This window comes from Nonomuraea sp. NPDC050153 (genome assembly GCF_044460125.1).
In the GTDB taxonomy this organism is placed as follows: Bacteria; Actinomycetota; Actinomycetes; order Streptosporangiales; family Streptosporangiaceae; genus Nonomuraea.
On sequence record NZ_JBITJQ010000075.1, the window covers coordinates 1 to 14,627 of the forward strand.

Annotated in this window: 13 protein-coding genes; 1 reads left to right on the forward strand and 12 read right to left on the reverse strand. The window is 63.5% G+C overall.

Annotation, left to right across the window (positions count from 1 at the left end):
• Positions 1-142: 142 nt before the first annotated feature.
• From ACIBQ1_RS61445 to ACIBQ1_RS61500, 12 genes are all read right to left on the reverse strand, one after another.
• On the reverse strand, positions 143-1,501 hold the full coding sequence (locus tag ACIBQ1_RS61445; RefSeq protein WP_397292781.1) for an IS256 family transposase: 1,359 nt from the start codon (positions 1,499-1,501) through the stop codon (positions 143-145).
• Positions 1,502-1,796: 295 nt separating this feature from the next.
• Positions 1,797-3,659 (reverse strand): hypothetical protein, encoded by a 1,863-nt coding sequence (locus ACIBQ1_RS61450; RefSeq protein ID WP_397292782.1) that lies wholly within the window; start codon positions 3,657-3,659, stop codon positions 1,797-1,799.
• A gap of 488 nt (positions 3,660-4,147) precedes the next feature.
• Positions 4,148-5,428, reverse strand: a complete 1,281-nt coding sequence (locus tag ACIBQ1_RS61455; protein ID WP_397292784.1) for an acyltransferase domain-containing protein — start codon at positions 5,426-5,428, stop codon at positions 4,148-4,150.
• Positions 5,425-6,609, reverse strand: coding sequence for a hypothetical protein (locus ACIBQ1_RS61460; RefSeq protein WP_397292785.1), 1,185 nt, complete (start codon positions 6,607-6,609; stop codon positions 5,425-5,427). The genes ACIBQ1_RS61455 and ACIBQ1_RS61460 overlap by 4 nt, the downstream gene beginning before the upstream one ends.
• The gene (locus ACIBQ1_RS61465) at positions 6,606-7,802 is read right to left on the reverse strand and encodes an acyl-CoA dehydrogenase family protein (RefSeq protein WP_397292787.1); all 1,197 of its coding nucleotides are present in this window, start codon (positions 7,800-7,802) and stop codon (positions 6,606-6,608) included. The genes ACIBQ1_RS61460 and ACIBQ1_RS61465 overlap by 4 nt, the downstream gene beginning before the upstream one ends.
• Positions 7,803-7,804: 2 nt before the next feature.
• The gene (locus tag ACIBQ1_RS61470) at positions 7,805-8,053 is read right to left on the reverse strand and encodes a phosphopantetheine-binding protein (RefSeq protein ID WP_397292789.1); all 249 of its coding nucleotides are present in this window, start codon (positions 8,051-8,053) and stop codon (positions 7,805-7,807) included.
• Positions 8,046-8,924 (reverse strand): 3-hydroxyacyl-CoA dehydrogenase family protein, encoded by an 879-nt coding sequence (locus ACIBQ1_RS61475; RefSeq protein WP_397292790.1) that lies wholly within the window; start codon positions 8,922-8,924, stop codon positions 8,046-8,048. The genes ACIBQ1_RS61470 and ACIBQ1_RS61475 overlap by 8 nt, the downstream gene beginning before the upstream one ends.
• Positions 8,921-9,679, reverse strand: a complete 759-nt coding sequence (locus tag ACIBQ1_RS61480) for a thioesterase II family protein (protein WP_397292791.1) — start codon at positions 9,677-9,679, stop codon at positions 8,921-8,923. Before ACIBQ1_RS61480 ends, ACIBQ1_RS61475 begins: the two co-directional genes overlap by 4 nt.
• Positions 9,676-11,676, reverse strand: a complete 2,001-nt coding sequence (locus ACIBQ1_RS61485) for a beta-ketoacyl synthase N-terminal-like domain-containing protein (RefSeq protein WP_397292793.1) — start codon at positions 11,674-11,676, stop codon at positions 9,676-9,678. The genes ACIBQ1_RS61480 and ACIBQ1_RS61485 overlap by 4 nt, the downstream gene beginning before the upstream one ends.
• On the reverse strand, positions 11,673-12,089 hold the full coding sequence (locus tag ACIBQ1_RS61490; RefSeq protein WP_397292794.1) for a phosphopantetheine-binding protein: 417 nt from the start codon (positions 12,087-12,089) through the stop codon (positions 11,673-11,675). The genes ACIBQ1_RS61485 and ACIBQ1_RS61490 overlap by 4 nt, the downstream gene beginning before the upstream one ends.
• 222 nt (positions 12,090-12,311) lie before the next feature.
• Complete coding sequence (locus tag ACIBQ1_RS61495) at positions 12,312-13,904, reverse strand: carbamoyltransferase C-terminal domain-containing protein (protein ID WP_397292795.1); 1,593 nt, start codon at positions 13,902-13,904, stop codon at positions 12,312-12,314.
• Positions 13,873-14,163 (reverse strand): hypothetical protein, encoded by a 291-nt coding sequence (locus ACIBQ1_RS61500; RefSeq protein ID WP_397292796.1) that lies wholly within the window; start codon positions 14,161-14,163, stop codon positions 13,873-13,875. The genes ACIBQ1_RS61495 and ACIBQ1_RS61500 overlap by 32 nt, the downstream gene beginning before the upstream one ends.
• Between ACIBQ1_RS61500 and ACIBQ1_RS61505 the strand changes: the two genes are divergently transcribed.
• A complete protein-coding gene (locus ACIBQ1_RS61505; protein ID WP_397292797.1) occupies positions 14,162-14,548 on the forward strand; it encodes an ATP-binding cassette domain-containing protein in 387 nt (128 codons plus the stop codon). The two genes, ACIBQ1_RS61500 and ACIBQ1_RS61505, sit on opposite strands and share 2 nt — an antisense overlap.
• Positions 14,549-14,627: the final 79 nt, after the last annotated feature.

Here is a 14,627-nt window from a genome sequence, read left to right on the forward strand (position 1 = left end):
CATCTTGATCAGCCCTCACGATGCTCGTGGATGAGCTCATCGTGCTCTCGGAAGACAGATCAGCTACGCCCTTTGGCAGATTCGCCAACAGTGTCTCGGAGCGGTGTAAAAGGCTCAACGAGGTAGGTGCCGCGGGTTGATCTTAGGCGGCGGCCGTTCCGGGTGTCGAGTCGGACGCCGTGGTAGCGGCCGGGCGGAGCGGGGTGGGCGGGGACAGCAGGGCGCGGCGCAGGTCCTGCAGGGTGCGCAGGCCCTTGGCGGTCATGGTGAAGCCGCGCCAGCCGCGGGCGGCGCGGTCCAGCACCGCCCAGACCAACGAGACACAGCTGGTCTCGCCGGGGAAGCGGCCGATGACCTTGACGCGGCGCCGGGTTTCACCGAAGGTGCGCTCGATGAAGTTGGAGTGGCGGATGCGCTTGTGGTGCTCGGCCGGAAAGCGCAGGTAGGTCGTCAGCGAGGCGCGATCGGTCAGCAGGCTCTTGACCGCCGCCGGGTAGCGGCCGCCCCAGGTGTCGGCGAAGGCGTCGATGCGCCGCTGGACCCAGGCCACCAGGTCTTGGCCCGGCTCGATCTCCTTGTCGTCTTTGTCCAGGCTGCTGGTGTCGAAGATGTTCCAGAAGGCGGCCTTGACCTCGGCCTGGTCGCTGGCACTGACTTTCGACATGACATTGCGGCATTTGTGGATCACGCAGCGCTGGCGCAGTGAGCGGGGAAAGACCTGCTCAGCAGCGGCAATGAGGCCGGGCGCGCCGTCGGAGATGACGAGGAGCGGCGCACGCAGACCCCGGGCCGCCAGGTCGGTCAGGAAGTCGTACCAGGCGTCGGTCGACTCTGCAGCCGCGGCGGACAGGCCGATGAAGACGGGCTTGCCCTCGGTCGTGATGCCCCAGGCGGCCAGCACCGGCTCGGGGCGCTGCCCGTCGTGCATCTTGAAGTGCGAGGCGTCCAGGAACAGATAGTCCAGCTCGATCGCGGTCAGCTCACGACGTGACCAGGCGTCGTACTCGGCCACGATCGCCTGGCAGATCGTCGAGACGGTCGACTTCGACAAGGCGGCCTCGGGTCCGAGCGCATCAGCCAGGGCGCCCTCCACGTCCCGCACCGACAAGCCGCGCACGAAGGAAGCGATGACCAGCGTCTCCAGCGCGTTGGTGCGCCTCACGCCGGCGCCGAACAGGCGTGAGGCGAACGCCTCGGTGGTGCCGCGTAGCTTGGGGCGGGCGATGGTCACCGCACCCGTGGTGGTCTTGACGGTGGTCGGGCAGTGGCCGTTGCGGTGACCGGGCCGTACGATCTGCTCCTCACCTCCGGCGGTGGCGGCGCGCTGGTAGCGGGCGCGGCCAAGGAAAGCGTCCACCTCGGCCTCAACGGCGGTCTGAATGATCAGACGGGCACCGAGACGGGCGACGTCCTCGATGACCTCGACCAGATCGCGGCCCTCGGTGAACAGGGCGTCGATCTCGGCGCGGATGGCCTGAACGGGCGGTAGTGTGCGTGCCACGAGCGTAGGTCCTTGCGTAGTGCGAACTTTGGTCGGTTCAGCACGGCAACCTACGCTCGTTCTCTTTTACACCGCATCTCGGACGCGACCCCGAGCTCTGGGTATCGGCTGATGAGAGTCGCCACGGCGGAACGCACATTGTCAACGGTGACACCGACTGCCTCGGCCCGCACCTCAATCATGTACCCCGAGGGCGGTGCGATCTGGGCGGCGAGCAGCATCTGCGCGACTACTTCCGGAGGATCGCTCCACTCGTCACCGGCACAAGCGTTGGGATCCGTGGTTGTCTGATTCATCAGTCCTCACAATCCAAGGGGAGAGTGTTGACGAAGACGTTCGAGCATCGGTACTCGCCTTCGATGAGACTGGCTACAACGGCATAGTGTTCGCCGACCTGAACGTGCTCGCCAAGATGGAAGCGCCATGTCTCCTGCCGGGTGCCGCGGGGGCCGACGCGTACAGGTCGTGATCTCCCACGGGGCAGGTCACCGATTCCTCCGGCGACGAAGGCGAAGCCAACCTGCCCATGGGCTGGACCATCACGCTCGCTGACCAAAGTGCACGTCATCTCGCTGTCCTGCCGCCTCGGTGCGTAGACGATATGATCAGCAGCCACATCGAAGTCCGTGGATGCCGACGTGGATGAGGAGAGGTCTCCGCACCGCTGGCAGTGCACAGTGAAGATCGTCAAATCTACGGGCAGACGATGGGTGAGCTCGACTCTGACTGCGGAATCGCGACGGCACATGGGGCAGATGACCGGTGTGCTAGACACCTGCCGAAACGCCCTTGCGTTGTTGCCGAGAAACCCCCACCACGTGCCATGGATCTCGCGCACGAGCTCTTGCACTGTGGCGGCCTGAATCTGATCGATGCTCTGCCGAATATCGCGGAGCGCGTCGATCTGCCGGTTTCCACGCGAGAGCAGACCTCGGCGAATGGCTCGCTCCACCTCGCTGAGACCACGTTCATCCATGGGCAGTTCCAGCGGCAGCAGAGAACGCAGTCTCGTCAAGATTATCTGCTGCGCCATCAACCCGTCGTCGACACGTTCCGCTTCCAGCCCAGCTGAGTGGCTCCGTCGAGGCGATCGCGGCTCGGGAAGGTCGATCTGCAACGACGGATCACCCAAAAGCCCGAACCGCGTGAACTCTCTGTTCGCTTCTCCCATTGCGTTGAGTCGCTCCACCGCCTCGCCCAAACGCGCTCCGCCATGGATGGCGTCCGCCAGGTCGTCGAAGAGCGGCCGCTGGACGATGTGAAATCCCACTGTGCCGACGACCGCCACGGTCGTGCCCTCCATGAAGCCCAGCCCGATGCCGACCGACAGTGGGTGCGCGTTGTTGCCGACGGCGATCGAATCGCATGTTTGCAGAAACGCAAGCTGCACGTCTATTGACGATGCTGCGATCCGGTCATTATCTTCGAGATCCTGGCGCCAGCAGCCTTCGCCGCGCAGGCACGACGGCATCCTTGTGCGCGCTGCGAGGTCGGCCCCCACTGGCGATGCAGCAGTTCCCCTGCCGCAGACGAGTCCATCAGAAAGCACCAGGCAGCACTCGCGTCCGTGACTGACCACCTGAAGGGTCCTACCGGGACTACGCACTAAAGGGCGCAACTCATCCATTGCCACGGCATCAGCCTTGTCTGCACCGACCGCCATTGGATGGATCATTGCGATATCACCTGCCGCTGCCCTGCAGCTCAGCGTGAGCGTGCGGTAGATCAGGCAGGACAGCGACTCCTCGGTTCGGCTCGTCACCAGACCGAATTGAGGATGCCGGGTACCGGGCCAGTCGCCGAGCCTCGCGATGTCGGCTGCGGTCGCGACGAGGGCGACTGGAACGGCCTCGAACTGATCAAGGGCAGGGTACAGGCCGGCCGGGTCGACGCGGTGGTGCGGACGCGAGGTCGCGCTCGCCAGCAACCCTGCGGCGGCGTGTGCCATCGGGTTGCTCAGGGAGAGGACCACACCGGCCCAGGAAGCGCTGATCACTGCGGGCATCTCGGCTGTGCCCTCGGATCGCAGCACGTTCTCATAGTTTGTGAGTGAGGGGCCGGTCATGACCGGGAAGGGGCAGCCGGGCCGCCATGACGCGGCCAGCCGCTCGTAGCTGAGGGCGTCGTCGCAGCCGACGACGGTTTTCGAATCCGACATCGTGTTCCCTAATCGTGTTAGTGCAGTCGTGCGGACTTGTCTGATGAACCGCGCCGGGTTTCGTGGAGGTGGTGGTGTGCCCTGGGTTGGATGGAGCCACGTTGCTAGACTTCATGCCGGTTGTGTTGGGTGTCGGCGCCAGGAAGCGCCTCGTACAGGTTGCTGGCGTCCTGCCAGGTCTGGTTGGCCAGTCTGTCCGAGGCCATAGATGCCGACCGAGCGCTTGCGGCCCTTGAGGTCGCGGTACATGACACCGTAGCGAATCGTGCCGTCGTCCCCTGGCCGTTCGTAGAGCCATCCCATACGATCACCTGGCGATCTTCAGGGGGGCAATTTGTGGGCAGATCAGGTATCACGAGGCGACATTCAGCGGGACTTTCCGACACCGCGCTATCGTGTTCTACCTGCGATTTTACCCTTGAAGAGCCGATCTGGGAGGGCCGCGAGGAGCCCGCCTGAACGTGAAACCGCCTCTGATGGTTCTGATGTCAATTTCCTTCGTCAAAGGTCACTACCGACCAGTCGATGTCGATGCCCGTCGCCCATAGCTGGCCTAACATGGTGAGGAAGAGCTCCAGGTCGGTGCGGCTCTCGAACACCCCAGGAAGGGTCCGCAGAGCAAGCGGCTGACCGCTACTTTGGTGAGCCGGGTGGCGTAGGGCCAGGTTGATCAACATCTGCCCAGGGCCCAGCTCGACCGGGACCGGCTCGAGGAGTCGCCACAGCTCGGTGAGCTCGTCAGCGAACCTGATCGTTTCTCGCGAGTGCCGGGCCCAGTATCCGGGGTCGGTCGCTTCATGGGCCTTGATCCACCTTCCTGTCACGTTCGATAGGAAGGGGATCAACGGAGGACTGAGCGAGACTCCTGCGAAAGCGTCACGAAGTGCCTCGACCACCGGGTCCATCATCGGCGAGTGGAAGGCATGCGATGTCGCGAGCCTCCTGCAGGCAATCTCCTGATCGATCAGCCGTTTCCCCAGCAGTTCGATCGCTTCGACGGGCCCGGCCAGTACGGTGAGGTCCGGGCCGTTCAACGCCGCGACTGACACCCCGGCCTGCGAATGTGGTGCAAGCGGACCAGGTGCCGATGTGACAGCGAGCATCGCGCCCTCTGGTTGGGCATTCACCAGCCGAGCCCGCAAGGCGGTTAAGCGCAATGCGTCGTCGAGTGAGAAGACCCCGGCCAGGCATCCGGCGACGTACTCGCCGAGGCTGTAGCCGATCAAGGCGCGTGGTCTGATGCCGAGGGAGAGCATGGTGCGCGCGAGCGCATACTGGGTGGCGAATGCCAATGGCTGTGCCGCGAGCGTCTGGTGGATCTCCTGAGAGGAGCGCCTCTGGTCGAAGAGGCTGGCGAGGCCGGGCTTGCCCTCCGTGGGAGCATCCGGGGGGAACAGCAGGCTGCGGAGGTCCATGCCGACCTCGGGCTCTAGCAGCCGCAGGCATCGGTCGAGTTCCTGCCGGTAGACTGGCAGGTGGCGGTAGAGGCCCGCGGTCATCCCCGGATACTGGTCCCCGACTCCGGAGAACATGAACACAATGGGCCGTCTCGGGTTGAGCTCTCCTGTGAAGACGCTCTTGGAACGGCCCTCACGTAGTCGTCTGGCCGCCTCCAAGGGGCTGTCGGCGACCACAATCCGTCGGCACGGCATGGCCGAGTGCACGGCCGGGCTCTCCATCCCGCTCTCAAGCTGCCTGGCGAGCTCCTCGGTCGCCTGCTCCAGTTCCACCGGCGTCTCGGCCGATAGGGTGAACAACCGGGGGGTCACTGCGGCACGGACTTTCGCACCTCGGCGGGCCAACCGTCGAGGTCCAGACCGTACCGGCACAGAAACGAGTAGGCGAGGCGCTCAAGACCGATTCCGGCGCAGGCAGTGTAGGCGGGTCCTGCGCCCGCCGTGATCCCGAAGGATTTGCCGAAGAACTGTTCGTGGAAGTTGAAGGAGCCGACCGCGACGTCACGGTCAGCGTCCACGGGCAGCCGAAGCTCGTACTTCAGATCGAGGAGCTGCTGGGACCACACGCGTTCCACGGTGTCGCTGCCGGCGAAGAACGGGTCGGTCGCCACCTCACAGCTCCCGCCGAGGCCGAGGGAATCGATCAGTTCGCAGCTCTGCTCCATGAGGCGTCTCCTGGAGGTCAGCACATGGTCCCTGGAGCCCAGGAAGACGATTTCCCGGATCGAGAAGTCCCACAGCCGTTCCAGTGACCGCCGGTAGCGGGACTCAAACCTGAACGATTTCCCCCTGGCGGTGACAGTCAGCGCCGAGGTCGGAAGCGATCGGTTGTTGAGCTCGTGGTAGGTGTGGAAGCACATGGTCGGCGGGAGGCAATAGTCGAAGTCGCCACAATGCGCCCGCAGCCCGGCGGCCAGGTCGAGGCTTTCGGCGATCTCGGTGCGGAAGTCGCGATAGGTCGCTACATCGGCATGGAGTCGGGACACGAACATCATGAGCTGCGGGGATGACTGGAAATAGCCGCAGCGTTGCATCACGGTCGTTGGGATCAGGGTCGGGTAGCGGCGTGCACACGCGCCGAACTCCCCGATGGCCAGCGCTGTAAACCGGCTGTCGAAGTAGTCCATCAGCGACAGAAAGGGTTCGCCGACCGAAATCTGCCCTTCGCCAGCTTCAAACGCGATTCCTCGCTGGACCATGTCCTCGAAGACGTCCTGTGCCTTTCCCGTCGTGGTGCCGCGCCATGCCACCTTCGGAGTGAGCCGCCGCTGGCCGGCGATGTCGTTGGCCACCACGAAACGCAGTTTGCGCGCGAGATCCCCGACGTCGGTGCCCTCCTTCACCACGACATCGACTGCTTCGATCCCTCCCGCCGATCGCACGAGGGAGAAGTCCAGAATGGTGTCGGAGACGAAGAACACCCGGTTGGCGAGTGCCTGTTCGTGTACTCCGGGGACGGGCGGGTCGAGAGAGATCCGCTCGACGGTCGTCATGTCGTGTCCCTCCGTGGTCGTTCGGGCTCACCTGAGAGAACACCTTGGAGGCCGAGCAGCTCAGCGAGTATGCCGCGCTGGACGGATGAGGTTCCCGCGTAGATAGGCCCGCCCAGGGCGTCGCGCAGTTCTCGCTCGATGCCCAGATCAGTCAGGTAACCGCGAGCTCCGTGGATGTCTACGGCGGACAGCGCGGTCTGCACGAGGCTCTCGCTAACGAAGATCTTGGCGATCGTGGCGTCGAGGAGCGCGAGTCGCCCTTCTCGTTTGAGCCAGCCGACCCTGTACAGGATGAGCCGGGCCAGTTCCAGACGGATCTTCATGTCAGCGATCTGATGAGCGACCGCTTGGAAGCTTCCGATCGTCCGACCGAACTGCCTGCGGGAGCCGGCGTGGTCGAGTGAGGTGTCCAACAGTCGCTCCATCGCGCCAACTTGGCTGGCGAACATGAAGGACCGCTCCCACTCGATGGTAGACGTGAAGATCGAATATCCTGCGCCCTCGCGTCCGATGCGGTTAGCGGCGGGCACGGGAACGTTGTCAAACTCGATCTCGCCCAAGGGTGTCGTCCGCAGCCCCATCTTGGAGAACTCGCGGGTCTTCTTGAAGCCTGGCAGGTCGGCGGTGACCAGGAACGCCGACAGTTCGTTCTGCGGCCCGCCCTGGCCTCCGGTCCTGGCCAGGACCACAAAGATGTCCGCTTGAGGTCCATTGCTGATGAAACACTTGGTTCCGCGAAGCAGATAGTGATCACCGTCGAGTTCGGCTGTGGTGCGCAAGCTCAACACATCGGAGCCGGTCTCGGGCTCGGAGAGGGCATGGGCTCCAATGAGCGTGCCTTGGCACATCGGTTTCAGGAATCTGTTCTTCTGCTCCTCAGTGCCGTGCATCAGAATATAGATCGCGCAGCCCCATAGGTGATTGTTGACGGCGAAGACCAAGCCGTTGTCCGCGCAGCCATAGCCGAGCGCCTCCAGTGCGATCATCGTGGACAGCGGATCGAGGCCACGTCCGCCATAGGATGTCGGCACCGGCCATCCGAGCACGCCGAAGTCGGCGCATTTGCGCCAATCCTCAACAGGGAAACGTGACCCTTCGTCGTCGTCTACTACGCGGGAGCCGAGTTTCCGCCGTGCGAAGGCGATCGTGTCCCGTTTGAGTTGCCGCTGGTCGGCGGTGAGATCGAAGTCCAAACTCACACCGCCGATGTCCGCTTGCGTTCCACGAAGGACGCGATGGCGGTGATTGACTGGATATTGGCGAAGTCGAGATCGAGGCCCTCCATGGGCACGTCGAAGGTCCGCTCGATCCACATGACGAGTTGCACCGCGAACAGCGAGTTCACGTGGCCGCCCTCGAACAAGTTCTCGTCATCGTCAATGCGGATATCGTCAACACGTTCGGAGATGTAGGCGCGTATTGCGGCTCGCTCCTGGTCATTCATTTTCGGGGTTCCCTCCGTGGGCTGTTTCGTAGGAATGGAAACCTCGCCCGGTCTTTCGGCCGAGCAGCCCAGCGTCGACCATGCTGCGAAGCAGCGGGCATGGTCGGTATTTAGATTCCTGGAAGTTGGCATGCAGCACTTCGAGCGAGAACAGTACAGTGTCGAGGCCGATGAGGTCGGCGGTAGCCAGCGGTCCCATAGAGTGTGCGAAGCACTCCCTGGATAGCCGGTCGATCTCCTTTGGAGAGGCGATTCCCTCCTGAAGCAGAAATATCGCCTCATTGAGGGTGACCATCAGAATGCGGTTCGTCACGAAGCCGGGTGAGTCCTTGACGACAATGCTGTTCTTGCCTGCGCTCGCAATTAGAGATCTCGTCCGTTCGAGAGTGTTGTCCGACGTGTGGTAGGCCCTGATCACCTCAACCGTTGGTTTCAGCGGGGCAGGGTTCATGAAGTGCGTGCCGATAACGTCAGGCGCCCGTCCAGCGACAGAGGCGATCCGGGTGATCGGAATCGCGGAGGTATTCACGCCGAACGGAACTTCTGGCGGGCAGATCTTATCGAGTTCCCGATAGAGCTGCCGCTTGGCATCCCAGTTCTCGGTTATGTTCTCGACTACGAAGTCGACGGTGGCAACCTGTTCGAGGTCGGTGGTGAAGTGAATCCGGCCGATCACCTCGGCCGGGCTTAGGCGTGGCGCAGCGGGGTTGACCAACGGCGTCATTCGCACATTCTGCAAGATCTCCATGCGGGCTTGTTTCAGGGCGTGTTCGGAGAGATCGACCAGAACAACGTCGTGCCCGCTCTCTGCGAACAATTGCGAGACGCCAGTTCCCATAGTGCCCGCGCCAATCACGCCGATCCGCTTCATTTGTCCCATTCCCTCGTTGTCACGTCGCGTATTAAGCGAAGCACGTCGTGCGGCCCTTCCCGGAAGTAGAAGTGGCGGCCGGGGAACGTATGGAGCTCGTACGGTCTGCGTGTGTAGTCGCGCCAGCCCTGAAGGGTTGTGCTGACCCGGTCTGCGCTCCCGCCGAGTGCGACTATAGGGCAGTCCAATGGTTCCTCTGGCTGGTACTGGTAGGTGGCGACCAATTCGAGGTCCGCACGGAAGCAGGCAAGGGTGCTTTTCAACACATCTGCGTCCTGGCGGATCTCGTTAGGAATCGGGCCCCAACGGCGTTCGACCTCGACCAGCAGGTCCTGATCGGGGAGCGAGTAGATCGGCGGCCCGACGAAGGCTACGATCTCGGACGGTGGAACGCAGGCGGAGATCAGCAGGCAGTGCGGCTGGTCGCGCCCGAGCCGTCGCAGCGCGCGCACCACCTCGAAGGCCACCAATGCCCCGCTGCTGTGGCCGAAAAGCGCGTAGCCCCCTTCGAAGTGCACCGAGTCGATGATGGCGTCAACCAGTGCGGTCATCCGCGTGAACGGGGGTTCGAACAGTCGTGCCCCGCGTCCCGGTGGCTGCACTCCCCATACCCGTAGGTTAGGCAGCTTGTCGGACCAGCGGACGAACTCGCCTAGCATCCCTGCGGCGTGTGGGAAGCAGTACAGATCGCTAGTAGCCTCCGGGTGGCGCTCGCGGCCTACCAGCCACGGTGTCCGGTGCGTCATGCCGGTCATCGGGACATGCCTTCCTCGATCACGGCTGCGAATGCGTTTGCCGTCGGTGCCTCGATGATGGACCTGAGATTGAGCTCGGACGGGAAAATCTTCCGGATCCTGATCAGGAGTTGCGTGGCAATGAGCGAGTCGCCTCCGAGGTCGAAGAAGCTGTCGTTGGGGTCGAGCGCGTCCAGACCCAGTATCTCGGCGAACAGGCCGGCCACCGTCTGCTGGACGTTGGCGTTGCTGGCTGGTTCTTCCGGTGCACGCGCGAGGACAGCGTGGACTTCCGGCTCCACGATGTGGCGTTGTCGCTCGAACGGATACGTGGGCAGTGGGACCCGCAGACGTCGTTCGCCGCAGCGGATGTCGTCCCATGAGATTGGGGTGCCTGCCAGCCATCGTTCGCCGACTGAAGCCAGTTCGGCCTGCCTGTCCGGATGGTCAGTGCGGTCGTGCCTGGCCCCGGTGGAGGTGACCAGCCGATGCCGTTCAGGGCCTTCCAGCACACGCAGGGCGTCCTCGTAGCTGTTGACCACCGCGTAGCGGCGGTGCGGGTGCTCGCGTCGCCCGACTTGCAGCGTCCATGCTATGTCGGGAAGTGAAAGTTCGGGATGCGTACGCAGGTGGGTGGCGAGACGATCGGTCATGGTTTCCAGAGCCGTGAGGGTCTTGGCTGACAGAACGAGTAGCTGCCAGGGGCCGGAAGGATCGGAGGGAGTCGGCGGTGGGGGCTGCTCCAGTACTACGTGAGCGTTCACGCCGCCCATACCAAACGAGCTCACGCCTGCGCGCCGAGGGAATCCCTCTGGGTGCCACGGCCGGAGCTGGGTGACGACCCGGAACGGACTCGTCTCGAAGTCGATTTCCGGGTTGGGCTCGGCGAAGTGCAGGCTGGGTGGGATGTACCCGTGTTTGAGAGCCAAGACGGTCTTGATGAATCCGGCACCACCCGCAGCGGTATCGGTGTGCCCGATGTTGGTCTTCACTGAGCCGACCGCACAGTAGCCGCGCTGTTGCGATCCGGCCTGAAACGCTCTGGTCAGGGCCGCTATCTCGATCGGGTCCCCCATGGGCGTAGCGGACCCATGTGCTTCCACGTACGTGATGGTCCGCGGCTCTACGCCGGCGACGAGCTGCGCCGCCTTAATCACTGCAGACTGGCCTTCGATACTTGGCGCTGTGAAACCGATCCGATCCGCGCCGTCATTGTTCACCGCCGAGCCTCGCATGACCGCGTGGATGGGGTAGCCAGCCGCGAGCGCTTCAGGTAGGCGCTGGAGCACCACGACGCAGGCTCCCTCGCCGCCGACGAGTCCTTGGGCGCCAGAGTCGAATGATCGGCACATGCCGTCAGGCGAGGCGATTCCACCCTCGGTATAGTGGGTGGTTTCGGTGGGGAAGCGAATTGCGACACCTCCGGCGAGTGCGAGGTCGCAGTCGCCGGCCAGCAATCCCTGGGCGGCCAGGTGGACGGCGACGAGCGAGGTGGCACAGGCGGCCCGTACGGTGATCGTCGGCCCTCGAAGGCCCAGCTTATAGGCGACACGTGAGGTCAGGAAGTCGCCACCGGTTGCGATCCGGAGCTCCCAGTCGGTTACCGACGGCAGCGCTGACTGATGTGCTCTGAGGGTATCGAAGTAGGCGGTCTCTCCAGCGCCGGCGTATACGCCGATGGTGCCGGGATGGCGCTCGGGGTCGCAGCCAGCGGCCTCCAGCGCTTCTACCGTGCACTCCATGAATACGCGGTGCTGCGGGTCGATGATCTGAGCTTCTCGAGGTGAGTAACCGAAGTATCCGGCGTCGAAGCAGTCGGGGTCGGCGACGAAGCCGCCCGCCGGGACGTATACCGGCCCCTGTCCGCCCGAGGACCGCTGCGGGGGGAAGCGGGTGATCGAGTCCACGCCCGCGACCAGGTTCGCCCAGAACTTTTCGGGATCTCCGGCCCCGGGGAAGCGGCACGCCATGCCGATGACAGCGATATGGGTGGCCTCCTCATCGAGTGCCTCGCTCATGAGCTCGCCCCGCTTTCGCTGGAGTCCGTGATCAGGCCATGTCTTGCCTGCCGCTGCAGCTCCAACCGGCTCAGCCCGCTGTGCCGGTCGCCGATGTCCTGCTTGTCGGCTCTGGAGTCGCCGTCGATATGACGCGCCAGCGTCCGCACCGTCGGATGTTCGAAGAAGGCGATGAGGCGGAGGTCTGCACCGAGGGCCTCCCTGAGCCGGTCTCTCATCCGGGGGAGGAGCCTGGAGTGGCCGCCCAAGTCGAAGAAATTGTCCGAGATATCGACTGTGCGTAGTTTCAGGATCTCGCACCAGATGTCGACCACCACCCTCTCGGTGGGCGTGGTGGGTGGTTCTGCCTCGAAGGGATAACCAGCAGTGATAGAGTCCGTAGAAATAGTGATCTCCTCGCGTCTCCCCGCCATTCAGACGGCCCAATCTCGCCTAGTAGGTCAGCTGACGAAAGTGTCGAGATATCCGACACCTGTAAAGATCAGCCTGGCGGCGCCAGCACCTACCAGCGTGCCGACGTCGATTTGCTGATCAACGATGCTGCGGACCCGAGTTAGTACGCGGGCGGGCCCGAGCCGGCGGCCGGGTAGGCAGCCGGCATCAGAGCATGAATCTCGCGGCGGATGCCTGAGCCTTCAGCTGGAATGAGCCGGCTGCCCGGTCCGCGGACGGCGGGGAGTGACGAAGCTGTTGTTGATGACGTAGCCGTCGAGATCGTGTTTCTCGCCGTACGCGATGAGATCGCTGGTGCGGTTGATGAAGCCGCGTCCGTTGTTGTTCAGCGAGGTGTTGCACAGAACGCTGAAGCCGGTGCGGTCGCGGAACGCCTCGAGCAGGTGAACGATGCCTGGATTGCGGTCTCGTGTCACGGTCTGAGTGCGCGCGGTGCCGTCGACATGGGTGATCGCTTTGAGGTCGTCGGAGGTCACGTGGTTGAAGTAGAGCATGTACGGGTCGACAACCGACCCGGTGAACCACTTGGGTGCGTCGGACTCCAACGTGATAGGCGCGATCGGGCGGTAACCCTCGCGGCGCTTAATTCTGTTCAAGCGGACAGTGGTCTCCTCGGTAAACGGTGCCGCCAGGATGGAGCGGTTGCCCAGGGCGCGGGGTCCCAACTCGTAGCGTCCGCGTGCCCAGCCGATGATGTCGCCGCGCTCGATGCACTCGGCGACTTCGCCGACGATCAGCGGGCGCACGAGGTAGGTGGCCGGGTCTGGTTGGACGTCTTCCGCGAATTCCTCACCCGCGTACACCGACCATTCGATGCTGGCCTGGCCGGTGTAGTACCACTGGGCGTCGATTGCCGTGCCGAGCGCGGAACCGCTGTCATTCGGGCACGGGGGAACGAACACCGACTCGAACAGGCCGCTCTCACGCCACATCCTGTTCCAGTCACAGTTGAGGCCGCACCCGCCCGAGATCAGCAGCGGCAGACCCTCGGTGAGATTTTTCTCGGCGTAGTCGTGGAAAGCCTGGAAAATAGCGTCGGACAGTCGCTTGGCGATGTTCTTGTATTCCTGCGACTCGACGCCTTTGTTGTACACGTGCGACCACGACATGTCCGCCTTGGACAGTGACGAGAAAACCCGCTCCTGCTTCAGGATGTGCTCGATGGTCTTTCGCTCATGCCGAGTGATCGGAGCGTCATCGGCGAAACCGGTCAGCGCCATTTGCTTGCCTGCGTCGTTGAAGCGGAACACGGCACCGCCGGGGTGCGTCGGGTCGGCCAGCGCGAACAGGTACGCGTATTTGCTCCCGGGGTCGCTCATCACCTGTTCGAGGTGCGTGGCTTCGCCTTTGGTGTTCACGCGGTAGAACGATCCGATATGACCTTCCCAGACGAGCGCGTAGTATTCCTGGCCGGGAATCGGCGGCGCCATGCCGAGCGAGGAATAGATGTGCGAGCGTTCGTGGGTGGAGGAGAAGTATCTGACTTTCTTGCCGAAGAGCCTGCCTTCTTCGTCCGAAGCAGAGCCCTCGCCGACTCCGAAATATCCCGTGCGCGAGGGCGGGTTCGCAAGGGAGAATCCTTTCATCCAGCCTCCCAGCGCCACGACGTCCGGTTGGCGGTCAAGCAGGCCGAGGCCCCTGGTGATGACCTCGGCAGTCAACCTGTCATAGCGCGGAAAGTTGTCCTTTTCCGCCTCAAGCGCGAACAACAGCTTGCCGTCCTCGATGGCGACGACGCCTCCGTCATGGCCTTCCTTCATAGCTAAAATCAGCATACCGATTCCTCTGATAGCGATGGGTGGTGGCGAACGACGGTGAAACTGATTTACGCTTGTTCTCGGTCGTTTCGATGCGCATGCCCGCCACGGGCGACTTGACGGTGAGTTCGGCGGCCTGTAGGAAGACTTGACCACAGAGGATTGTGGTGCGAGGGATCAGATTATCGACCGGCGCGTCGGCCCGATACTGACATCGGTCAGGAGTATGGCGGGACTCCGAGATCATGTCTGCGTGTAGGATCTGGTCCGTATCCATGCAATCGCTTATTCAGGCTCAGGGCCTGGTCAAACGGTTCGGGGAGTTCACCGCGGTAGCGGGGATCGACCTGGAAGTGGCGCCGGGGGAGGCGTTCGGGTTCCTGGGGCCCAATGGGGCGGGGAAGTCGTCGACCATGCGGATGATTGGCTGTGTATCGATGCCGTCGGCGGGGTCGCTGCGGATCCTCGGACGGGATCCGGTGCGGGAGAGTTCGGCGATCCGGGCGCGGCTGGGGGTATGCCCGCAGCTGGAGAATCTGGATCTGGATCTGACGGTGACCGAGAATCTGACGACGTATGCCCGTTATTTCGGGCTGTCACGGGCGCAGGCGCGGGCCAAGGCCGTCGAGCTGCTGGAGTTCGCGCAGCCCAATGCCGTTTAGATAGGGGTTTGTGCTGGTAGTGTCCGCCGGATGGTGGAGTGGATCAAGGTCGGTGGGTCGGGTCGGCTGACGGATCTGG